The organism is Colwellia sp. F1 (genome assembly GCF_056238625.1).
Map to the genome: position 1 here is coordinate 61,043 of NZ_JBWDLI010000006.1, position 20,837 is coordinate 81,879.

General features: G+C 39.7%; 25 protein-coding genes. 12 read left to right on the forward strand and 13 right to left on the reverse strand.

The genetic code is table 11. From position 1 onward, the window contains the following. The 6 genes from AC0UA9_RS07270 to AC0UA9_RS07295 are packed head-to-tail and all read left to right on the forward strand — an operon-like array spanning nucleotide 1 to nucleotide 4,891. Complete coding sequence (locus tag AC0UA9_RS07270; RefSeq protein ID WP_475659006.1) at nucleotides 1-1,146, forward strand: beta-ketoacyl-ACP synthase III; 1,146 nt, start codon at nucleotides 1-3, stop codon at nucleotides 1,144-1,146. 8 nt (nucleotides 1,147-1,154) lie between these two features. Continuing rightward, a complete protein-coding gene (locus AC0UA9_RS07275; RefSeq protein ID WP_475659010.1) occupies nucleotides 1,155-1,559 on the forward strand; it encodes a DarG family dialkylresorcinol biosynthesis protein in 405 nt (134 codons plus the stop codon). Continuing rightward, a complete protein-coding gene (darH, locus tag AC0UA9_RS07280) occupies nucleotides 1,556-2,560 on the forward strand; it encodes a BtrH-related acyltransferase DarH (protein ID WP_475659015.1) in 1,005 nt (334 codons plus the stop codon). Before AC0UA9_RS07275 ends, darH begins: the two co-directional genes overlap by 4 nt. Before the next feature lie 3 nt (nucleotides 2,561-2,563). Beyond that, nucleotides 2,564-3,289, forward strand: a complete 726-nt coding sequence (locus AC0UA9_RS07285; RefSeq protein WP_475659020.1) for a 3-ketoacyl-ACP reductase FabG2 — start codon at nucleotides 2,564-2,566, stop codon at nucleotides 3,287-3,289. Nucleotides 3,290-3,292: 3 nt separating this feature from the next. Then, the gene (locus AC0UA9_RS07290) at nucleotides 3,293-4,135 is read left to right on the forward strand and encodes a MipA/OmpV family protein (RefSeq protein WP_475659024.1); all 843 of its coding nucleotides are present in this window, start codon (nucleotides 3,293-3,295) and stop codon (nucleotides 4,133-4,135) included. A gap of 45 nt (nucleotides 4,136-4,180) precedes the next feature. Then, on the forward strand, nucleotides 4,181-4,891 hold the full coding sequence (locus AC0UA9_RS07295) for a cytochrome b/b6 domain-containing protein (RefSeq protein WP_475659029.1): 711 nt from the start codon (nucleotides 4,181-4,183) through the stop codon (nucleotides 4,889-4,891). 3 nt (nucleotides 4,892-4,894) lie between these two features. On the opposite strand, the gene ubiA is transcribed toward AC0UA9_RS07295, so the two are convergent. Together ubiA and AC0UA9_RS07305 are read right to left on the reverse strand one after the other, a co-directional pair. Then, a complete protein-coding gene (gene ubiA / locus AC0UA9_RS07300; protein WP_475659030.1) occupies nucleotides 4,895-5,758 on the reverse strand; it encodes a 4-hydroxybenzoate octaprenyltransferase in 864 nt (287 codons plus the stop codon). Further along, a complete protein-coding gene (locus AC0UA9_RS07305; RefSeq protein ID WP_475659031.1) occupies nucleotides 5,748-6,401 on the reverse strand; it encodes a chorismate--pyruvate lyase family protein in 654 nt (217 codons plus the stop codon). Before AC0UA9_RS07305 ends, ubiA begins: the two co-directional genes overlap by 11 nt. A 228-nt stretch (nucleotides 6,402-6,629) precedes the next feature. Here AC0UA9_RS07305 and AC0UA9_RS07310 point away from each other — a divergent pair, with 228 nt between their 5' ends. After that, the gene (locus AC0UA9_RS07310) at nucleotides 6,630-7,007 is read left to right on the forward strand and encodes a flagellar basal body-associated protein FliL (RefSeq protein WP_475659032.1); all 378 of its coding nucleotides are present in this window, start codon (nucleotides 6,630-6,632) and stop codon (nucleotides 7,005-7,007) included. 103 nt (nucleotides 7,008-7,110) lie between these two features. Here the strand turns inward: AC0UA9_RS07310 and AC0UA9_RS07315 are convergent, their stop codons facing one another. From AC0UA9_RS07315 to AC0UA9_RS07335, 5 genes are all read right to left on the reverse strand, one after another. Then, complete coding sequence (locus AC0UA9_RS07315) at nucleotides 7,111-8,232, reverse strand: OmpA family protein (protein WP_475659033.1); 1,122 nt, start codon at nucleotides 8,230-8,232, stop codon at nucleotides 7,111-7,113. Nucleotides 8,233-8,335: 103 nt separating this feature from the next. Further along, on the reverse strand, nucleotides 8,336-9,220 hold the full coding sequence (gene glpG / locus AC0UA9_RS07320; protein ID WP_475659034.1) for a rhomboid family intramembrane serine protease GlpG: 885 nt from the start codon (nucleotides 9,218-9,220) through the stop codon (nucleotides 8,336-8,338). Nucleotides 9,221-9,232: 12 nt separating this feature from the next. Continuing rightward, complete coding sequence (gene glpE / locus AC0UA9_RS07325; protein WP_475659035.1) at nucleotides 9,233-9,565, reverse strand: thiosulfate sulfurtransferase GlpE; 333 nt, start codon at nucleotides 9,563-9,565, stop codon at nucleotides 9,233-9,235. Next, nucleotides 9,565-10,593 (reverse strand): L-threonine 3-dehydrogenase, encoded by a 1,029-nt coding sequence (gene tdh / locus AC0UA9_RS07330; protein ID WP_475659036.1) that lies wholly within the window; start codon nucleotides 10,591-10,593, stop codon nucleotides 9,565-9,567. Before tdh ends, glpE begins: the two co-directional genes overlap by 1 nt. Nucleotides 10,594-10,614: 21 nt before the next feature. Further along, nucleotides 10,615-11,823: a glycine C-acetyltransferase gene (locus AC0UA9_RS07335; RefSeq protein ID WP_475659037.1), complete on the reverse strand. Its 1,209-nt coding sequence runs from the start codon at nucleotides 11,821-11,823 to the stop codon at nucleotides 10,615-10,617. Nucleotides 11,824-12,018: 195 nt separating this feature from the next. Between AC0UA9_RS07335 and waaA the strand changes: the two genes are divergently transcribed. Both waaA and AC0UA9_RS07345 read left to right on the forward strand, forming a co-directional pair. Next, a complete protein-coding gene (gene waaA / locus AC0UA9_RS07340; protein ID WP_475659038.1) occupies nucleotides 12,019-13,323 on the forward strand; it encodes a lipid IV(A) 3-deoxy-D-manno-octulosonic acid transferase in 1,305 nt (434 codons plus the stop codon). Next, nucleotides 13,320-14,066: a 3-deoxy-D-manno-octulosonic acid kinase gene (locus tag AC0UA9_RS07345; protein WP_475659039.1), complete on the forward strand. Its 747-nt coding sequence runs from the start codon at nucleotides 13,320-13,322 to the stop codon at nucleotides 14,064-14,066. Before waaA ends, AC0UA9_RS07345 begins: the two co-directional genes overlap by 4 nt. Nucleotides 14,067-14,184: 118 nt before the next feature. Here AC0UA9_RS07345 and AC0UA9_RS07350 read toward each other — a convergent pair whose 3' ends face one another. After that, entirely contained in the window at nucleotides 14,185-14,841 is a 657-nt protein-coding gene (locus AC0UA9_RS07350; RefSeq protein WP_475659040.1) for a TetR/AcrR family transcriptional regulator, read from the reverse strand. A 417-nt stretch (nucleotides 14,842-15,258) separates the two neighbouring features. Here AC0UA9_RS07350 and coaD point away from each other — a divergent pair, with 417 nt between their 5' ends. Further along, nucleotides 15,259-15,735 carry a pantetheine-phosphate adenylyltransferase gene (gene coaD / locus AC0UA9_RS07355; protein WP_475659041.1) on the forward strand — a complete coding sequence of 159 codons (477 nt, stop codon included), beginning with the start codon at nucleotides 15,259-15,261 and terminating at the stop codon, nucleotides 15,733-15,735. A 97-nt stretch (nucleotides 15,736-15,832) separates the two neighbouring features. On the opposite strand, the gene mutM is transcribed toward coaD, so the two are convergent. From mutM to radC, 5 genes are all read right to left on the reverse strand, one after another. Beyond that, on the reverse strand, nucleotides 15,833-16,648 hold the full coding sequence (mutM, locus tag AC0UA9_RS07360; RefSeq protein ID WP_475659042.1) for a bifunctional DNA-formamidopyrimidine glycosylase/DNA-(apurinic or apyrimidinic site) lyase: 816 nt from the start codon (nucleotides 16,646-16,648) through the stop codon (nucleotides 15,833-15,835). 68 nt (nucleotides 16,649-16,716) lie between these two features. Further along, complete coding sequence (locus tag AC0UA9_RS07365; protein ID WP_475659043.1) at nucleotides 16,717-17,205, reverse strand: hypothetical protein; 489 nt, start codon at nucleotides 17,203-17,205, stop codon at nucleotides 16,717-16,719. Nucleotides 17,206-17,463: 258 nt separating this feature from the next. After that, a complete protein-coding gene (rpmG, locus tag AC0UA9_RS07370) occupies nucleotides 17,464-17,619 on the reverse strand; it encodes a 50S ribosomal protein L33 (RefSeq protein WP_033078277.1) in 156 nt (51 codons plus the stop codon). Nucleotides 17,620-17,640: 21 nt separating this feature from the next. Beyond that, nucleotides 17,641-17,877: a 50S ribosomal protein L28 gene (gene rpmB, locus AC0UA9_RS07375; RefSeq protein ID WP_475659044.1), complete on the reverse strand. Its 237-nt coding sequence runs from the start codon at nucleotides 17,875-17,877 to the stop codon at nucleotides 17,641-17,643. Between the two features lie 258 nt (nucleotides 17,878-18,135). After that, nucleotides 18,136-18,864, reverse strand: coding sequence for a RadC family protein (gene radC, locus AC0UA9_RS07380; protein ID WP_475659045.1), 729 nt, complete (start codon nucleotides 18,862-18,864; stop codon nucleotides 18,136-18,138). 103 nt (nucleotides 18,865-18,967) lie between these two features. On the opposite strand from radC, the gene coaBC reads away from it, so the two are divergent. Further along, complete coding sequence (coaBC, locus tag AC0UA9_RS07385; RefSeq protein WP_475659046.1) at nucleotides 18,968-20,188, forward strand: bifunctional phosphopantothenoylcysteine decarboxylase/phosphopantothenate--cysteine ligase CoaBC; 1,221 nt, start codon at nucleotides 18,968-18,970, stop codon at nucleotides 20,186-20,188. A 46-nt stretch (nucleotides 20,189-20,234) separates the two neighbouring features. Next, entirely contained in the window at nucleotides 20,235-20,831 is a 597-nt protein-coding gene (gene slmA / locus AC0UA9_RS07390; protein ID WP_475659047.1) for a nucleoid occlusion factor SlmA, read from the forward strand. Nucleotides 20,832-20,837: the final 6 nt, after the last annotated feature.

Sequence of the window (20,837 nt, forward strand, 5' to 3'; positions counted from 1 at the left end):
ATGGCACAACGTGTTTTCATCAATAATCTTTCAGCCTTTCTGCCAAATGAAAAAGTAAACAATGCTGAAATGGAAGATATTATAGGTAAAATTTCTGGCAAAAAGTCTAGAGCTAAATCAGTTATATTACGTAGTAATGGTATTAAGTCTCGGTATTATGCCATTGACAAAGCGACTGGTGAATATAATTACACCAACGCTGCTTTAGCTGCAAAAGCGGTAAGAGGCTTATTTAACAACGACAATGACTTAAGCACTATTGATTGCCTGGTTGCCAGTACGTCAATGGCCGATCAAATAATGCCAAACCATGGGGTTATGGTGCATGGTGAGCTAAAAAATCCGCCTTGTGAGGTTGTGTCAACGGCGGGTATTTGTTTATGTGGCTTAACAGCGCTCAAGTATGCTTTTTTAAATATTAAAGCCGGTGAAAGCCATAATAGTGTGGTGGTTGCTAGTGAAGTTGCCTCAAGCATTATGCGCGCTGAAAAGTTTGAAGCTGAAAGTGAATATAAATTAGCACAATTAGATCAAAAACCAGAAATAGCCTTTGAAAAAGACTTTCTACGTTGGATGCTATCCGATGGCGCAGGTTCAGCTTTATTGTCTGACAAGCCAAATTCACATGGTTTGTCCCTTGAGATTGATTGGATAGAAACCTTGTCTTTTGCTAATCAAATGGAAGCCTGCATGTATGCGGGCGCAGAAAAAGTTACCGGTAACCTGCAAGGGTGGATGAGGTTTAACGATGAAGAACGTGCTCAACAGTCTATTATGTCGGTGAAGCAGGATGTTAAAATATTAAATGACAATATCGTTGCTATTACTGTAGAGCAAGCCTTGTCAAAAATAGCACAAAAGCGTCAGATCACACCTGAAGATTTTACTTATTTTCTACCGCATTATTCGTCAACCTACTTTAGAGACAAACTTTTTGCTGGCTTAGAAAACATTGCTTTTACTATTCCTTATGAAAAATGGTTTACCAATTTAACTGAAAAAGGCAATACAGGCTCGGCCTCTATCTTTATTATGCTTGAAGCCTTATTCAACTCAGGCCGCTTAAAGTCTGGCGATAAACTTTTGTGTTACGTTCCTGAAAGCGGACGTTTCTCTAGTGGTTTTATGCAATTAACTGTATCTTAAGGTTTGTCATGAAAAAGGAACAAGTCCCCCAAGACAGTTGTAAATCATACGATGGCCATAAAAAACTTATTTATGCCGTAGATGACAATGGCCACTATCAAGGCGTGCAGTCTTCGGGCTGGGAGGTGGAAGGTTTTGCCACTGAAATGGCCGTTCAAGCGCTAGACGAGCAAGTAAATAAAATGAAGCTCGCTTTGTTAGCGGGTGAAGTTTCGCCAATTGCGTATTATTTGCCTTTATACCGTTTTGACTTAATGTCGCTTGCCCACGCCACTGGATTCTTTCAATGGCAAATTAAGCGTCATATGACGACGGCTATTTTTGCCAAGTTATCAACTAAAAAACTCACTAAATATTGTCAAGCATTTAACATTTCACTTGAGCAATTAACACGACCGGTTATTAACGAATGAAAGCAATTGAAAATACTATAAGCCACCAGCAATCTTCTCATTGTGAATCAGGCGTGGTCGCCAATATGCTCAATTCGCAAGGTATGAACCTTTCTGAGCCCATGGTTTTTGGTCTATCTTCAGCACTGACTTTTGTTTACTTACCCCTAGTAAAAGTTGGCGGTTTACCGTTAATCGCCTATAGAATGCCGCCCAAATCAATTATTTCTGCTGTTTGTAAAAAGTTAAATGTGAAAATGACCTCACAAAAATTTTCAAACCCCGAAGCAGGAATGAAGGCATTAGACAAAGCCTTAAGTGAAGGTAAGCTCGTTGGCTTACAAACCTCGGTTTATTGGTTGCCCTACTTTCCTGAGGATATGCGTTTTCAATTTAACGCTCATAATTTAACAGTTTATGGTAAAAACGAACAAGGCGACTATTTAATTAGTGACCCTGTATTTGAAACAGTGGTTACCTGCCCTCCTGATGACTTAAAACGCGCACGCTTTGCCAAAGGCGTGTTAGCGGCAAAAGGGCTAATGTATGAAATGGAATTACCCAGTAAAGCCGTTGATTTAGCGCCTCAGATTAGAAGCAGCATTAAAAAAACCGCCAAAATGATGAATGGCCTTTTATTACCTTTTTTTGGTAATAAAGGTATTAGACATTTAGCTAAAAAAATTAAAACCCTTAAACACAAACCTCACCAAGATGCAGCGTTGTTTTTAGGTAACATAGTTAGAATGCAAGAAGAAATTGGTACCGGTGGTGCTGGCTTTCGCTTTATGTACGCCAGCTTTTTAGATGAAGCTGCCACACTATTAAATGATGACACTTTATTTGACATATCAAAATTCACTACTGAAATAGGCGATTTGTGGCGCGAATTTGCCATGAAATCAGTACTATTTTGTAAGAACAGAAAAAACGTCACCATAGACGATGTTGCTGCTAGCCTTGAAGTGTGTGCAGCACAAGAAGCTATGTTACGTGCTAAATTATTGCAGTGGAGTAAATAGATTATGAGTCGCAGCGTATTAGTTACAGGGTCAAGCAAAGGTATTGGCAAAGCCATTGCGATAAAATTAGCAGATATGGGGTTTGATATTTGTTTACATTACCATTCAGACATTAGCAGCGCCAACCAAGTAGCACAAGAAATCAGTGCTAAAGGTGTCAAGGCAACTATGGTTCAATTTGATGCCGCCGATAGAGCGCAAACCAAAGCAGCATTAGAGCAGCATATCACAGCACATGGCAGCTTTTATGGTATTGTTTGTAACGCGGGCATTTCTGCAGACACAGCATTTCCCGCTATGACAGCTAACGAGTGGGATAGCGTAATTCACACGAATTTAGATGGCTTTTATAACGTACTTCACCCATTAGTGATGCCTATGGTTAGCGCACGCAAAGGAGGACGCATTATTACCATATCTTCTCTTTCTGGTGAAATAGGAAATCGCGGGCAAGTGAACTACAGCGCCTCTAAGGCAGGTGTTATTGGTGCAACAAAAGCTTTAGCACTGGAACTTGCTAAACGCAAAATCACTGTAAACTGTGTTGCCCCAGGATTAATTGAAACTGAAATGGTTAATGATTTACCAATTGCTGAAATGAAAAAAATGATCCCCTTAAGAAGAATGGGCAAACCCGAAGAAGTAGCCAGTGCCGTCGCCTTCTTGATTTCTGATGACGCCAGCTATATCACAAGACAGGTAATTTCAGTCAACGGTGGTGTTGCCTAACCCTTGAAAAAGTATCAAGTACTATTTGCCCTTTTGGCAGTCACTGTATTAAGCAAAGCTGCAAGTGAACCTATGCTGCACAAAACACCTAATGAAAAGACTACGCGCTATTCATTAGGTGTTGGCATTTCTATGATGACAATTGATGACTATGTCGGTGCTGACGAGTCACAATTCTATATTTTACCCACACCTTATCTCTATTACCAAAGTGACGCTGTGCTTATTGACCGCAATGCCTTTGAAGGAAATTTATTTAAAAGTAAAAAGTGGCATCTAGTCTTAGATGCAGCAGGCTCAATACCGGTAAACAGTGACGAAAATAAAACGAGAAAGGGTATGAAAGACTTAAATTGGGTCGGCGAGTTAGGGCCTTCTTTAGAATATTACTTTACGGGTAACAGTCGTACTAACAATCGCACCTATATAGATCTTTCTCTACGTAAAGCCATCAATACTGACTTTAAAAAAATATCTGATACGGGTTGGACCGGACACGTTAGTCTGAACAATAAACACCAATTCCAAACAACTATTCTTGGTGGCAAAACCATTATTGATAGCTCAGCTGCCTTACTTTTTCATACTGATAAATACGCACAATATTTTTATTCCGTAACGGCCAATGAAGCCAATGAAAATAGAGCTGCTTATACTGCTGAAGGTGGCTATGCTGGAGCCCGATTATCGCTAGGGGGGACTTGGCGAAACGGTAATATTTGGCTTGGCGTGTTCACACGCTACACGCACTTAAATAATGTAGCGTTTATAAATAGCCCATTAATACGATCTAAAACAAACTTATTGCTGGGTATGTCTGTATCCTATATATTTGTAGACAAGTAGCGCACAACAGCGTTCTCAAAAACCACAGAGATGAATGAGGTTAATATGAACAGCGAACGAGAACTTTCCTATGTGTGGAGCCGTAAAATTCGATTGTTTCATTGGCTGAACGTGATAGCCATAACATTGCTTATTGCCATTGGTTTAATTATTTTCAATGCGAAATTACTCGGCGTCAGTAGCGATGGAAAAATACTATTAAAAACGATTCATGTCTTGGTTGGCTATACCTTTGCAGCCAATTTAATTTTTAGATTAATAGTTGGCTTTGTTGGTAAAAGCCACGAGCGTTGGAAACAGGTATTACCTTTTAACAAGGGCTTTACACAAGAGTTAATTGACTTTTCCCAACATAAAAAAACAGCCCATAAAGAGCACAACCCAGCAGGAAAACTGATGGTTTTCGCCTTATTATCATTAATGTCTATTCAAATGGTTTCAGGTTTAGTGATTGCTGGCACAGATATATATTACCCACCTTTTGGCAAGTATTTTGCTGAAAGTATCGCTATTGATAAACAGCAAGTTGAACTCATCAAGCCTGCGTCAAAAGAAAATGTTGATGAAGCAGCTTACCAAGCAATGCGCGCTGTACGTAAACCTTTTATCACCGCACACGTTTATGCTTTTTATGGGCTCCTTCTGTTAATTCCTTTACATATTTTAGGCGTTATTATTGCTGAAAGAAGAGAAAAAACTGCTTTGGTTTCTGCCATGATCACCGGCTATAAATACTTACCAAAGGATCAAGAGTAACCGTTATAGGTACTCAATAAAAATGCCAATAAAAATAACCATACCTACCCAGTGATTATGCAAAAATGCTTGAAAGCATTTATCACGCTCACGTTGACTAATTAACATTTGTTGATAACTAAATAAGCCTGCGGCAATAACTAAGCTTAATTGGTATGGCCAACCAAAGGCTAATAAGTCTCCCACGGTAAATAACAAACCTAATACAAGTAACTGCATAAAGCCGATAATGCGCTTGTCGTACTTACCAAATAAAATAGCGGTTGATTTAACCCCTATTTTTAAATCATCGTTTCTATCTACCATAGCGTACATAGTGTCGTAAGCGACTGTCCATAATAGATTAGCAGAAAATAACAGCCAAGCAACGGGGGGAATTTCGCCCTGAGCTTCAGAAAAAGCCATGATCATCCCCCAACTAAATGCAGCCCCCAACACCACTTGTGGTAACTGGGTATAGCGCTTCATAAAAGGATAAGAAAAAGCGAGTAATAACGCCACCACCGACAAATAAATGGTAGGCCAAGTAAGGGTTAATACTAAGCCTAACGCAATACCTATCAAGAGACCAAACAGACTCGTCGCTTCTTCTTTACTTATTAGCCCTGTCACTAATGGTCTATTTTTAGTACGCTCAACATCGCCATCAACTTTCATATCAGCAATATCATTAATAACACAGCCAGCGCTGCGCATAACAAAAACACCGAGACTAAAAACCAATAATAAATAAAAATTAGGCCAGCCATCGCTGGCAATCCACAACGCCCAATAAGTTGGCCACAGTAATAAATAAGTACCAATTGGCTTATCCATACGGGTAATTAACTTAATGGCTAGCCATTTTTTATTTAATTTACTCAGCATGCTTGGCTCCAGAATTTCCTGTTGATTGATAAGCAAAGGCGCCCGGCAAAAACACTTCTGCCACCATGAGCGGCTTATTTTCAAGTATAAAAATTGAACGCCTACCCCATAGGTTTTCAACACAGTGCGGAACCTTATTAGAACACCGTTTAGTTGACTGTTTACCGGAAGGGTATGGTGGTTGACGAGTTAATTGCAAGCTTGTTGCTAATTGCCCCACTGCACTTGTATTATTGAACTTTGCAACTTGAATAGCTTGCCGCTGTAATGATGGGTTATTAAATATCACTTGCCCCAATGATTGGGTTCCTAAATCGGCTAAGGCCTGCTCTGCCCCTGTTAAACTCGACAAGGGTAGTAAGCTTCGGGCGAATACCTGCGGCTGTTCATCACAATAAAGTAATACTTCGCGAACTAATACTCTCTCTCCTGCAGGAATCCGTGCTACAGCTTCACTCTCGTGACAAACATCTATTTTTTGACCTAGTAATTCCACTCTAAATTGACCACAGTGTGATTTTAAGCGTGAGGTAAGTGAGTGAGGATCAAGCAGCCAACTTTTTAAGTTGTCATCAAACATATGGTCGTTAGCATCGTGCCAGCAGCCAGACAGCGTAACAGGGAACAATAATTGTAAATTCATAAACGACAAGCCAAAGTAAAACAATGTAAGCATCAAAATCATCATATTGATAGCATCACACTTATGGAGACCTCAGTGATAATAGCATTTTTTTTATCTGAACTCATTTTACCAAGCAGTTAAAGTATTAAATAAAGTGAATTTTATCAGGAAAAAAAACGATTTCAGGTTATGATTAGTATTATCGCTCTCACTTTTATATTTATGCTACTTCGAGAAGTAAACATTATGTTTAAATACTTATTAATTGCCACTTGTTTGTTAATGCCATTAAGCGCCAAAACGGCTGATTACGCCTATTTTGGTTTCGAGCCTGACATAGTCACTAATTACATTGCGGTAAAGAAAAAGATGGGTTATGTGCGTTTAACAGTTGAGTTAATGGTACCTAGCCAAAACATCAATCTTGTGGAGCATCATGCGCCATTATTACGCGATGCCATTATCGACATTATTGGTAAACAGCCCGAAGCAAAAATAAAGTCAATTAAGGGGCGCTCTGAAATTCAACTTAAGTGTGAAGAGGAAGTAAAAGAGCTACTAATCCAAGAAACAGGTCAACCACTCATTAAAAAATTATTATTCACACAATGGTTAGATAATTAACGCTAACGCTTTGCAAAAAATAGCGATAAAAAAGCCAAAGATTTCTCTTTGGCTTTTATCTTTTGCTTTAAAAAACCAAAAACCTAACTAAAGTCATGGGTAATTAACGTTCAAGCGGTACTTCTTTCGTTACTGTTACTCTAGCTTCAATGCGACGGTTTATAGCATGTGCTGCTTTATTGTTACCTGCGTCAAGTAAACGCTCTTCACCAAAGCCTACTGCAGACAAACGATTACTATCGACATTAAACTTATTCACAAGTACATCAACAATTGCCTCTGCGCGCGCTTGTGAGATTTTTTTGTTATAAGCCGCACTGCCTACTTTTGAAGTGTGACCTTCTATTACTAGTGAAACATGAGGGTAGGCAATTAAAAAATCAGCCATTTTTTCAATTTCAGGGTAGTATTCAGGTTTAACCTCTGCTTTGTTGTTATCAAAGTTAACAACTAATTCCATTGAGCTTGTTTTTTCAACAAAAATAGTACAACCATATTGATCTACTTTATCGGCAATGGGGGTATTGGCACAGCGGTCTTTCCTGTTTGGAACGCCATCATTATCGTCATCTCTACCTGTAACGGCCGCTGCAAGGCCCGTTGCTGCAGCACCGGCTTTTTCTACCATTGATGATCTTTTCTTTCTTACTGGCGTTGACTTATCATTACCACCAAAGAAGTAAATAAAACCGAAACGTGCGCTGGTCTCATTAAAGTTACCCGAAAATTCATGATGGCCTTTGGCTTCAAGATAAAATGCGGCACGTTCACTAAAGTATTCACGGTAACCAGCACCTAAGTTTACTGACACATTTTCCTGCCCAATATCTAAATATCCTAAGCCACCCAACACATAAAAATTTTGTTTAGTAGGAAAGTATAAACCAGCGACATCAGCGACATAAGGTTTATCAAAGAAACTATTTTTCTTAGTTAGATTAAGCTGGCTGAAGGCTAATCTTGCTTCCATAGATTCAGTAAAGCGGTAACCTAATTCAACACCAAAACCACTACCGTGATCAACCTTGGGTGCAAACGGATCAGAGGCTTCTAATGGATCTGAAGGAACACGTCCATCGTCTGTGTTCAAGTACATAAAATGAGCACCACCATAAAACTTACCAACAAGATCTTCCGCGGCCGGCGCTTTCTCTGCAGCAAATGCACTTGTTAATAATAAGGGGGAGGCTAAAAGGAGAGTTTTTAAGGCAAAATGCTTATTCATAAGTTAATTTCCATGTTATAGGTTATAAATAGATAGATTTACTTTTATACTTTAACAGTTTTTTAATATTTACACACGACTATTTTGTAATATTTATACTCGGCTAACTAACGATTTTCACACGATAAATAGCGAACAAACATCCTGTAATCAACCCCAGCAAATGAGCGGTATTAGCAACATTCACCGGCAGCAAATCAACAAACCCTAACACTAACCAAAACAAGAGAAAGCCAACAACAGATTTAGAGAGTGACAACCCTTTCTCTGGCGCTAAAAAGCCATACCACCAAACAAAGCCTACTAACGCATAAACTACGCCAGACAAGCCGCCAAAGTTTGCCCCGGACACAAGAAATTGGCCTACATTTGAAAAAATAGCCGATACTAGCAGCAGGTTAATTAAGACCCCTTTACCCAATACTTTTTCAATATCACCACCCAACTGCCACCACCACATGGTGTTAAAAACAATATGCAATAAAGAAAAGTGGAAAAATGCGGGCCCTATGATACGCCAAGGTTCTGCGGTAAAAGTCGCTAAAGATAATCGAGGGTAAAATTGTAGCAGCGCAAAAAAATCTTGTGCCCAACCTAAGCTACTTGCGACAAAGACCAACCAACACAATGCAAAAATAACTAGGGTAACAATACCTGCATGTGCTAAAAAGTTTTCTTTAAAACTCATTAGCAAGGTTTGCTCTCCTTTATTCAAGGCTACGGTTTCACCATGGTACCAAGCCGCTTGTTGGTATTTTTGGTCAAAAGGTTTTTTAACAAAATGCTCAAATTCACTTTGGGCTTGCGCCATTTTATCGGCTGCGCAATACACTGTATGACCTTGACCATTTTCAGCCACGTTATTAATAGCAGATTCCGTAACAACCTTTGCATCAATGCCTAAACTGAGTAAATAATTAGCGAAAAGCAGTGCAATATTATGTTGTTCAAGTTGCACTAAAGGTTGCAAGCTTTGATGTTCTGCCATTAAATCCCCCCCTTAGCGTGAAATATGGTCAGGATACTGTACTTGCCACTGAGTAAAGCCTCCATCAAGAGAATACACTTGGGTGAAGTCTTGACTCACTAAAAATTGAGCGGCTTGTTGGCTAGCATGGCCGTGATAACAAACCACGACGACAGGAACGTCAGGGTCTGCATCACGTAAAAAGTCAGCTAAATTTTCATTGGTTAAATGCAGTGCATCGGTTATGCGCCCGTTAGCAAAAGACTCTGCATCACGTATATCAACGATAACATGGTTTTTTTTTGCTAATTCTTTATGCAACTCATTAACTTGCATATGTTTAAAACTGTCTTGATTATCTATCACTATAATTCCCAATTTAAAATAACTTTGCCTGATTTTCCTGAACGCATCATATCAAACCCTTGCTGGAAATCATCAATTGAATAATGATGGGTAATAATCGCTGACAAGTCCAAGCCTGATTGGATAAGGCTGGCCATTTTATACCAAGTTTCAAACATTTCTCGACCATAAATACCTTTAATTGTTAAGCCTTTAAAAATTATTTGACTCCAATCAATCGCCATGTCCTTACCTGGAATACCTAACATGGCAATTTTACCACCATTATTCATATTGTCTAACATACTGGTGAATGCGCTAGGCACACCTGACATTTCTAAACCAACATCAAAACCTTCGGCCATACCTAATTCATTAATCACATCGGTTAATGCCTCGCTAGAGACATTGACAGCGCGTGTTACGCCCATTTTTCTAGCCAGATCTAAGCGGTATTCATTCACATCAGTAATCACTACATGGCGAGCACCCACGTGTTTTGCTACTGCAGCAGCCATAATTCCAATGGGCCCTGCACCGGTGATTAACACATCCTCACCCACTAAATCAAACGACAACGCAGTATGTACCGCATTACCAAAAGGGTCGAATATAGCCGCTAAATCATCTGTAATTTCATCGGGTAACTTGAAAGCATTATAGGCTGGAATCACTAAGTACTGGGCAAAAGCTCCGGCGCGATTAACACCAACACCAACGGTATTGCGGCATAAGTGTGTACGACCACCCCGACAATTTCGACAGTGACCACAAGTAATGTGCCCTTCTCCCGACACCCGGTCACCTAATGTAAACCCTTTTACCTCTTGACCAATACCAACTACCTCACCTGCATACTCATGACCAACAACCATAGGAATTGGAATGGTTTTTTGTGCCCATTCGTCCCAATTGTAAATGTGAATATCGGTGCCACAAATTGCCGTTTTTTTAATTTTAATTAACAGGTCGTTATGCCCCATTTCAGGTTTATCTGTCTCGGTTAACCAAATACCTTGTTCTGCTTTAATTTTTGCTAATGATTTCATAGTTTTTCCTTACAAGGCCACTTAGTCTATTACCTTCATTGCTTTACCAATGCGGGTAAACGCTGCTATGGCTTGGTCTAACTGAGCTTTTGTATGTGCAGCTGAAATTTGTGTACGAATACGCGCCTGCCCTTTAGGTACAACAGGAAAGGAGAAACCTATAACATAAATTCCTTCGGCCAGTAGTTTGTTGGCCATATCACTCGCCACCTTGGCATCGCCTAACATCACAGGCACAATAGCATGGTCAGCGCCAGCACAAGTAAAACCTGCCGCTTCCATGTTACGGCGAAAGTAAGCCGTATTTTCTGTTAGCGTTTTACGCAATGCGTCGCCCTCGGCTAAGAGTTGCAACACGTTTAATGACGCGTTAACAATAGCGGGCGCAAGTGAGTTAGAAAATAAATATGGACGTGAGCGTTGGCGTAACCATTCAACGACCTCTTTCTTGGCTGAAGTATACCCCCCCGATGCGCCCCCCATTGCCTTACCTAATGTGCCTGTAATAATGTCAACACGCCCCATAACTTGGCAGTACTCATGACTACCGCGCCCGTTTTCACCAACAAAACCCACCGCATGTGAATCGTCAACCATGACCATGGCATTATATTTATCAGCAAGGTCACAAATACCTTTCAAGTTAGCAATCACACCATCCATAGAAAACACTCCATCGGTAGCAATTAATTTAAAGCGTGCTCCTGCAGCATCTGCTGCGATTAAGCTTTGCTCTAATGCTGCCATGTCATTATTAGCATAACGAAAACGCTTCGCTTTACATAAGCGCACACCGTCAATAATAGAGGCATGGTTAAGCGCATCACTAATAATGGCATCTTGTTCCCCTAAGAGTGTTTCAAATAACCCCGTATTAGCATCAAAGCAGGAGGAATATAAAATAGTATCTTCCATGCCTAAAAACTCACTAATACCTTGCTCTAATGCTTTATGAATATCTTGCGTACCGCAAATAAATCGAACTGAAGCCATACCAAAACCATGCTCATCTAGTCCCGATTTTGCGGCCGCAATAAGGGCGGGATCATTCGCTAAACCTAAATAATTATTAGCACAAAAATTAATAACTTCTTCACCTGTCTTTACGGATATTTTAGCTTGTTGCGCCGTCGTAATAACACGCTCAGCTTTGTATAGCCCATCGGCTTTTACCTGACTAATTTGTGCTTTAAGATAATTACAAAAGGTTGCTGAATTATTGTTAGACATGCGAAATTCCTTAGCTTGAAAGATAGATTAATAAACACCTTGGTTATTGTACGCGCTTACGCCAATTTATACACAAACGCTGGCCGAACAATGTTTCTTTTAAAGTAAGCCAATGTAAAATTATGATTACGACGTTAGGCTAATTTGGTACAATTATCGTTAAACTACTACCGAGTTAATTATGATGAATAATTTATGTTTGCGTTACTAAGTTACCGACTCCTCTTCTTGTTACTAACCCCCATTATACTATTGGCTTTATTATTTCGCTCGTTCAGCAACCCTCAGTATCGCCAGCGCTTAAGTGAACGGTTAGGTCTTTTACCTACAACAATAACCTCTAACGGCTTACCTAGTTCCAGCAAAAAAGGCATCGTAGTACACGCGGCAAGTGTCGGCGAAGTCATCGCACTAAGCCCCTTGGTTGAGCAACTATTACAGCAATATCCACACTTACCCATTACCGTGACAACATTTACACCAACCGGGTCAGCCCAAGTAATAAAGCAATTTGGCTCACGTGTGCAGCACACTTATTTGCCCTTAGATATTTTCCCTTGTACTTTTTGGTTTTTAACGCGTTTACAACCACAACTCATCATATTTATGGAAACAGAGCTGTGGCCCAACTTAATTGCTCAATGTGCGAGTAAAAGGATAAAACTGCTGTTAATTAATGGTCGGCTATCTGCTAGTTCAATGAAAAGCTATAAAAAAATCAGTGCGCTAATAGCGCCCACCTTAAATAATTTTGACAATATACTGTGCCAAAGCCATGACAATTTAACTCACTTTTTGCAATTAGGCGCTGATCCTAGGCGCTGTAGCGTATCGGGTAATCTAAAATTTGATATTAGTATTAACCCAGCAATCAAAGCAAAACAAAAGATGTTAGCAAAGTTACTACCCAATAATCGCTCGCTCTGGTTAGTGGCCAGCACTCACCCAGGCGATGAAGCAATAGCCTTAGCCGCCTTTGCTATAATAAAAGCCTTATACCCAACATTATTACTGGTACTGGTACCAAGGCACCCTGAGCGCTTTAGCAGTGTTGCTAAGCTCTGCACTAACCAAGGCTACACACTGGTTAAACGCAGTGAACAAATACCAGTTACTAACCAACATATCTGGTTGCTCGATACCCTAGGTGAGCTAATGCCAACTTATGCTTTAGCAGACATTGTGACTATGGGCGGCAGCTTCAGCCATATTGGTGGACATAACCCTTTAGAGCCGGCCTTATTTAAAAAGCCTATTATTGTCGGTAGCGACATGACTAACTTTACCGATATTTTATTGCAGTTAAAACATAATCAAGGCGTAGTGCAATTGCCTTTAAGTAAAGACACAGGTTCACACCAACTCGCACAAGCTGTTATCGACTTACTCGAAAACAGAGAAGATGCCAAGACTTTAGGCGCCCAAGCACATAGAGTAGTACTGAATAACCAAGGTGCAACTAAACGAACCTTGGCTCAAATAGAGACGTTAGTTATATGAATAAAGTTATACAAACAGCGGTTTTTAACGCGGGTAATATCTACTGCCTTTTTGATCGCAATGCTATCACGGATTTTTCTCCTGACATGCTTTCATCACACTACTGGCGAGAAAAAAATGCAATTACAGGCTCAGCACAAGGCCGAGGAACAACTTGGTTTGTACAACACAGCGACCCTATTAATAAGGTAGAGAAACACTGGGTTTTGCGCCATTACTATCGGGGCGGTTTAATTGGCAAAATCATTCATGATAGCTACTGGTTCAGCTCACAACAAAATACCCGCGCAAGCCGAGAATTTTCTTTGCTAGCACATATGCAAACCTTAGCTTTGCCAGCACCTAAGCCTATCGCTTATCGTACCTTGCGCCACGGTTTTTTTTATCGTGCTGACTTACTCAGTAGCCGTATTGAACATGCACAAGATTTGGTCGCTATTTTAAGCAAAGAAACAATCAGTGATGAATTATGGTTTACCATTGGAGCAACTATTCACCGTTTTCATCAGCACGGTATTTATCACCATGATCTAAATGCTCACAACATATTAATTGATCGCGATAATAAACCTTGGTTAATTGATTTTGACCAAGGAGCGCTAAGAAAAGCCCAACCAAGTTGGCAACAAAATAATATGCAACGCCTGTTACGCTCTTTTAATAAGGAAAAGCAGAAGCTTTCTGTCTTTCATTGGCAGGAAAGTAATTGGGCAGCATTATTAGCAGGCTATCATAAAAGCTAATCTTGTTTAGCGCATCATAAAATTATTAAGTTATCTGATGCTGCATATCAACATTACAGTATTTTCCCGTTAGACTGTTTCACTGTTTAATGCGATATTATTCTTGCCATTCATACAGTTAAACTGCATCTAATGCTCTTTGACAACGCTGCCTGTACATATCTCTTGCTTTTATTAGCTCCGGCATTGCTGCTTCCGTTGTATAAGGGCGTAAAATTACTAGTATTTTCAAAACACCTTGATAAAAAACTGAGTCATTAATTTCACTCACTAGGCTTTGTGTTTGATGAAAACTCACCCAAAAGGTGTTGATAATACGTAAAACACTAACAATATCGGCCAATTCTTCATCATGAAAATCAATAATACCGGCTTTTCTTAATGAAATTAATAACTGACTAACGCGTTCGGCAATTGATTCTTGCACTTCAACATACTTTTCTCGTAGGCTTGGATTTTTATCTAACAATACTGGCAGGTTACTATAAAAAAACCTAAATTTTAGCAACATTTGAAAAACCGCATCCATATATAGAATAATCGCATCAAGTGGTTTTACATCGCTGTTAACTTGAGGGAATGTATCAAGCAATAAGTCACGCGCATACTCTTCGTAAATCGATAAAATAATATCTTCTTTATTACGAAAATGATAATACAAATTACCTGGGCTAATGCCTAAATAGGCTGCGATATGATTAGTGGTAACATTTCGCTCACCTTGCTCATTAAATAATGTAATGCTCGCCTGAATTATCTTGTCGCGGGTTTTCATAAGAGTTACTTCTTTCTTGTGGTTTAACGTAATAAATTCGCTTGCGCATAAATAAGTGACTACTGTTTTGTATAAATTGGTATAAATACTTATTTGCTACCCGACATACTATCAAAATATATTAAACTTAAAACCTTTTTTGAGTAAATACTTTAATATCTCGTGATCTTTTCAGTGCTCAAAGCCCTTGCCGCGCCACGCATACTTTACACTGAATAACAGCTGGTATTATTTAGATATTAATCAGTACTATAGCTAGGTTTATAACAACATACCACCGCGGATTACGTTAAAAGTATGGCTGGATGAATTATGACTATTTACCCATTTGATGGTCTTTTTGCTGTTAATGCTTGTCACAAACTGAGCTAAGCCATTACAATGCGTTGGCATTCACCCATAAATAAAAGATAAAATATGAGCATCAAAGCAATTTACCCTGGTACGTTCGATCCCGTCACAAATGGTCACTCAGACTTAATTGTTCGCGCGAGTCGCCTATTTAAGGAGGTCATCATAGGTGTTGCTTCAAGCCCCAGCAAAAAGCCTCGTTTTACACTGGAGCAACGGGTTGAAATGATCAGGCAAACAACAAAAGATTTAGATAACGTCACTGTGGTTGGCTTTAGTGGTCTATTAGTCGACTTTGCTAAACACCACCAAGCCAAAGTTTTAATACGGGGCTTACGTGCTGTCTCTGATTTTGAATATGAATTTCAACTAGCCAATATGAATCGTCGTTTGTCGCCTGATTTAGAAAGTGTCTTCTTAACTCCTGCAGAAGGAAATTCTTTTATTTCTTCAACATTGGTTAAAGAAGTTGCCTTACATAAGGGCGACGTAAGCCAATTTGTTCACCCGATTGTAAAGGCAGCGTTAGAAGACTTATCATAATCGTATATTTGGCTCAGCCGCTAAAGCTGATGCCATCATAACCAACAAGCACAGTAAAAAGCATGCAGCTGCCCTAATTCTGTACCGGTATCCAACGTCAATCCTGCTGACAATGGGGGCAATACACAGAGCTTCTATTTGATTGTCTAATTTCAAGCAATATTTCATTGCACGTTAAACACGGTTTACCCGCCCGGCCATAAACAAATAACGATTGTGCGAAATACCCTGGTCGGCCATCAGCTTGAGTGAAGTCTTTTAAGGTTGTCCCTCCCTGTTCAATGGCAGCACTTAGTATTTGTTTGATAATATCGGTTAAACGATTAAAACGTTTTTTGCTAATAGATTTCGCTAATGTGGTCGGTAAAATCCCTGATAAAAACAAGGCTTCATTTGCGTAAATATTACCCACCCCAACCACTATATGATTATTCATTAAAAAGGTTTTAATTGCTACCTTTCTATCTTTGGCTTTGTTGAATAGGTAATCGTGACAAAAATCGTCCGTCAGCGGCTCTGGCCCCAGCTTACTTAACAGCCCTTGCTCATCTTGGTGCTTATCAAGCCATAACACTGCGCCAAACCGCCTAGGATCATTTAAGCGCAGCACCGTATTATTATTAAAAACCAACTCAAAATGGTCGTGTTTGGCAACCGCCACACTGCCGTCAATAACACGAACGGTACCTGACATGCCTAAATGTAAAAGTAGCGTACCTATCTCAAAACGAATTAACAAATATTTAGCTCGTCGGTCAACCCCTAATACCTTTTGCCCGGCTATTTTTTGTACCTCTTGTGGAATAGGCCAACGTAATTGCGGGTGGCGAACGATCACCTTGGTTACAGTGTTGTTAATAATATGCGGGCTTATGCCTAAACGGCACACTTCTACTTCGGGTAATTCGGGCATAGGTACTTACTTAGATATTTAGGTATTTTATTAGCTGGTTAATGACTCACTCTCGTTACCAAGGCATCTCACAGGATCGGAATAAGTTGCTGGCTCATGGTAGCCGGTAGTGCTAACCATCGTTTTTTTTGCTGATGATAAACTAATAGTTGTTCAACCAAGGGGTAAAGTGTAAATTTTTGCGCTTGCTCAACGCCAGCTAAGCTCAGTGTTACTTCAATGCCTTGGTAGCCATCTACAATGACATCAGCTGCTTGCAACAAGCCACTGCCTTGCTGCCAAGCGAGCATAATTTGTTCAATTTGTTGGTTTGTTAAGTCAAGTAACACACCTTGGCTCGTTGTTTTCCACGCCCTAGCAACGCGTTCAAATATAACTGAACTATGATTTGGCGAGTCAATAGCAAGTGTTAAGATAATACTGTGTTCAGGTAAAAGCAGTGCGTCGTTGCCGTTGTCTTCTGGAAACAAACGATTATTAGTGCTATTGATAAACAAAATAATTAGCATCACTGAAAAGATAATAACATTATTCCATGCAGCTTTTGAAAGTTTCATAATCCATTCACTGATAAATTAAAGATAACTCATATCATACTAAAATTTTTCCATAAAAATCAGGAATTTTTAATCGCGCCGATTGGCTTCTGTTGGTTAATACTATGGCGCATCAAATATTGTTCACTTAGACCAATATCAATAAAAGTAGCCGAAATATTCTTTCTTCTCTTGTAACGTCTCAGCTTTATAGTAAACAGCAGGCATAAAAAAACCCAGTTTAACTGGGCTTTTTAATTTATCTAAAGTAAAAATTAATTACTTAATTTTAGCTTCTTTATAGATTACGTGCTTGCGAGCTTTTGGATCAAATTTTTTGATTTCCATTTTCTCAGGCATAGTCTTTTTATTTTTATCAGTAGTATAAAAATGACCTGTACCGGCACTAGAAACTAAACGAATTTTATCACGCATAATATTCTCCTAGAAAAGTTTTTAAACTTTTTCGCCATTGGCACGGATATCAGTTAATACTGCATCAATACCTTTTTTATCGATAATACGCATTCCTTTCGGAGTTACACGTAATTTAACGAAACGATTTTCACTCTCTACCCAAAAACGGTGAGATTGAAGGTTTGGTAAAAAACGGCGACGAGTCGCGTTTCTTGCGTGAGAACGGTTGTTCCCTACGATTGGTTTCTTGCCTGTTACTTGGCAAACTTTAGACATTTGAGTCACTCCAAAATTAATATAGCTCGAGCTTATTTTCTTCTAAGGGCATTCCCCAAGACCGTCGCCTCAGGATCCTGAAAAAGGTGGCATATTATAGAGAAAGTCCATTATTAATACTAGCCCTAAGAGAAAAAAGCATTAAAAAAAGTTTTAAAACACGTTAATTCATTATTAATCAAGCAATTACAAACATTAAAAAGACAAATGTTTATTTATAATTGCTGAGCCGAATCCAATAATACCTATTTATTTAGGTTAACGACAGCCGATTTCTCCCTGTTCAGCAAATGAATAACACTGATGGCCCGCAATAATAATATGGTCTAATACGGTCACATCAATTAGCTGTAGTGCCTGCTCAAGTCTTTGCGTAATTTGCTTATCAGCTATACTCGCCTCAGCAATACCGGAAGGATGATTATGCGCTAAAATAACTGCTGCAGCATGGTTGGTTAACGCCTTTTCTACAACTACGCGAGGGTATACCGCCGCTGCATTGAGTGTACCATAAAATAACCGTTCAAATTTTAAGACTTGGTGCTGGTTATCCAAAAAAAGTACTGCAAACACTTCCCTAGTTTCATTACGCAACTCACTTGTTAAATAATCTTTTGTTGCTTGTGAAGAAGTTATTGCGCTACCTTGTTGCACCAATTGCTCTGCCAAGTAACGTTTCGACATTTCTAAACAAGCTTGCAACTGGACAAATTTAGCACTACCTAAACCATGGTGTTGACAAAACTCGCTTTGATTTGCACGAAAAACATTGGCCAAACTTCCAAAGTTAACCAAAAGCTTGCGCGATAAGTCAACAACGTTACACCCCTTCACACCGGTTCGTAGAAAAATGGCCAATAACTCAGCATCACTTAAACTTGCAGGCCCTAGGGTTAATAACTTTTCTCTTGGTCGCTCCGCACTCGGCCAGCTCTTTAAAGTTTGTTCATCTACTTCATCGTGTCGTGCTATTTTTACTTTACACATGATCGGCTTCCTTGCTGTTTTTGTTGAGGATTATTTTTTCAATAAACTAAAATAAATGCTATCGTATAAATAATATTATTTATTAGTTTAAGATTAGCAGATTATGCAAATTCTACAGGACAAAAAAATTGTTCTTGGTATTAGTGGTGGTATTGCCGCTTATAAAACGCCTGAGTTAGTGCGCAGGCTAAAAGAGCAAGGGGCTCACGTTCGAGTAGTAATGACTGAGGGGGCAAAAGCATTTATTACCCCACTAACATTACAAGCAGTATCGGGCAATGCGGTATCTGACAGCTTACTTGACACCCAGGCTGAATTAGCCATGGGTCATATAGAGTTAGCAAAGTGGGCTGACTTAATTATTATAGCCCCTGCAACTGCAGACATTATTGCGCGCATTGCTGCTGGCATGGCAAATGATCTCCTGACAACATTATGCTTGGCAACAAGCGCCCCTATCGCTATAGCACCTGCAATGAATCAACAAATGTGGCATGCACTAGCAACACAAAGCAATATAAAGACACTCAGTGAGCGTAACATTCAAATATGGGGTCCAGGCAGTGGCGAGCAAGCTTGTGGCGACATTGGTTTAGGGCGTATGCTAGAAGTTGATGACTTAGTTGCTTTAAGTAACGACTTCTTTAGCGATAAATATCTACAAGGCCAGCACTGGGTAATCACCGCAGGGCCGACTCGAGAAGCAATAGATCCCGTCCGTTATATTTCTAACCACAGCTCTGGAAAAATGGGCTACGCTATCGCTCATGCAGCTTTACGCGCTGGCGCTGACGTTACATTAATTTCAGGGCCAGTAACCATTAAGGCGCCTATTGGTTGCCAATTAGTGTCGGTTAATAGTGCTGAAGAAATGCACCAACACGCATTAAGTATTGCTGCTAACTGTACCACCTTTGTGGCTTGCGCTGCCGTTGCAGACTACCGCGTGGCTAAAATAGCGGCACAAAAAATTAAAAAGACAAACGATGCCATGCAGCTAGAGTTAGTTAAAAATCACGATATTGCTGCCGATGTTGCCCGTTTGAGCAATAAGCCTTTTATGGTGGGTTTTGCCGCTGAAACACAAAATATTGAAGCATACGCTCGTGGTAAATTAGTCCGCAAGAATTTAGACTTAATAGCCGCTAATGATGTAGCGAAATTAGGCCAAGGATTTAATAGTGATAACAATGCTCTAGTGTTATATAGCGCAATTGATAAAATAGCGATACCGCTAGCGAATAAACAAATAGTGGCACAAAAGCTAGTCTCGCTGATCCACCAACATTATTTGGCAAAGCAACATTCATCTGAACATTCCTAAAAGCAAACCCTAATAACAAAAACAAATTAATAGAGAATACTTTACTATGTCAGTTAGCCCTAAAAGTACGCAAAAAGTTAGCCGCAAACAACAAATATTAGAAAGCTTAGCGCTGATGCTTCAGTCTAGCCCTGGCCAGCGTATCACTACCGCTAAACTTGCGGCCGAAGTTGGTGTGTCAGAAGCTGCGTTATATCGACACTTTCCTTCAAAGGCACGCATGTTCGAAGGATTAATCGATTTTATTGAAGAGTCCATTTTTTCTCGAATTAATTTAATTTTATCTGATCACAAAGAAACCTTAGTACGGTGTCATCATGTCTTGCATGTACTCTTGGTATTTGCAGAACGTAACCCCGGTATGTGCCGCATATTATCAGGCGATGCCTTGATGGGAGAAAATGAGCGTTTACGTAACAGGGTGCATCAGTTTTTTGAAAAACTCGAGTCGCAATTTAAACAAATATTACGTGAACGAAAATTACGTGAAGGCAAAACCTTTACCATTAGCGAGCAAGCGCTTGCTAATATTTTAGTTGCCTTTGCTGAAGGGAAAATTAGCCAGTATGTACGCTCGGGGTTTGATAAAAAACCAAGTGGCGATTTCAATGAACAATGGCAGTTTTTACTGGCCAATAAGTAACCAACA

Bases quoted from the DNA above. Each gene is read 5' to 3' on its own strand.
- AC0UA9_RS07275 (WP_475659010.1), top strand. From the start codon at position 1,155: ATGAAAAAGGAACAAGTCCCCCAAGACAGTTGTAAATCATACGATGGC.
- AC0UA9_RS07350 (WP_475659040.1), bottom strand. From the start codon at position 14,841: ATGAAAACCCGCGACAAGATAATTCAGGCGAGCATTACATTATTTAAT.
- AC0UA9_RS07345 (WP_475659039.1), top strand. From the start codon at position 13,320: ATGAATAAAGTTATACAAACAGCGGTTTTTAACGCGGGTAATATCTAC.
- AC0UA9_RS07305 (WP_475659031.1), bottom strand. From the start codon at position 6,401: ATGAATTTACAATTATTGTTCCCTGTTACGCTGTCTGGCTGCTGGCAC.
- AC0UA9_RS07310 (WP_475659032.1), top strand. From the start codon at position 6,630: ATGTTTAAATACTTATTAATTGCCACTTGTTTGTTAATGCCATTAAGC.
- AC0UA9_RS07335 (WP_475659037.1), bottom strand. From the start codon at position 11,823: ATGTCTAACAATAATTCAGCAACCTTTTGTAATTATCTTAAAGCACAA.
- waaA (WP_475659038.1), top strand. From the start codon at position 12,019: ATGTTTGCGTTACTAAGTTACCGACTCCTCTTCTTGTTACTAACCCCC.
- glpG (WP_475659034.1), bottom strand. From the start codon at position 9,220: ATGGCAGAACATCAAAGCTTGCAACCTTTAGTGCAACTTGAACAACAT.
- slmA (WP_475659047.1), top strand. From the start codon at position 20,235: ATGTCAGTTAGCCCTAAAAGTACGCAAAAAGTTAGCCGCAAACAACAA.
- radC (WP_475659045.1), bottom strand. From the start codon at position 18,864: ATGTGTAAAGTAAAAATAGCACGACACGATGAAGTAGATGAACAAACT.
- AC0UA9_RS07285 (WP_475659020.1), top strand. From the start codon at position 2,564: ATGAGTCGCAGCGTATTAGTTACAGGGTCAAGCAAAGGTATTGGCAAA.
- tdh (WP_475659036.1), bottom strand. From the start codon at position 10,593: ATGAAATCATTAGCAAAAATTAAAGCAGAACAAGGTATTTGGTTAACC.
- mutM (WP_475659042.1), bottom strand. From the start codon at position 16,648: ATGCCCGAATTACCCGAAGTAGAAGTGTGCCGTTTAGGCATAAGCCCG.
- coaD (WP_475659041.1), top strand. From the start codon at position 15,259: ATGAGCATCAAAGCAATTTACCCTGGTACGTTCGATCCCGTCACAAAT.
- rpmB (WP_475659044.1), bottom strand. From the start codon at position 17,877: ATGTCTAAAGTTTGCCAAGTAACAGGCAAGAAACCAATCGTAGGGAAC.
- AC0UA9_RS07295 (WP_475659029.1), top strand. From the start codon at position 4,181: ATGAACAGCGAACGAGAACTTTCCTATGTGTGGAGCCGTAAAATTCGA.
- AC0UA9_RS07270 (WP_475659006.1), top strand. From the start codon at position 1: ATGGCACAACGTGTTTTCATCAATAATCTTTCAGCCTTTCTGCCAAAT.
- AC0UA9_RS07365 (WP_475659043.1), bottom strand. From the start codon at position 17,205: ATGAAACTTTCAAAAGCTGCATGGAATAATGTTATTATCTTTTCAGTG.
- AC0UA9_RS07315 (WP_475659033.1), bottom strand. From the start codon at position 8,232: ATGAATAAGCATTTTGCCTTAAAAACTCTCCTTTTAGCCTCCCCCTTA.
- coaBC (WP_475659046.1), top strand. From the start codon at position 18,968: ATGCAAATTCTACAGGACAAAAAAATTGTTCTTGGTATTAGTGGTGGT.
- ubiA (WP_475659030.1), bottom strand. From the start codon at position 5,758: ATGCTGAGTAAATTAAATAAAAAATGGCTAGCCATTAAGTTAATTACC.
- rpmG (WP_033078277.1), bottom strand. From the start codon at position 17,619: ATGCGTGATAAAATTCGTTTAGTTTCTAGTGCCGGTACAGGTCATTTT.
- darH (WP_475659015.1), top strand. From the start codon at position 1,556: ATGAAAGCAATTGAAAATACTATAAGCCACCAGCAATCTTCTCATTGT.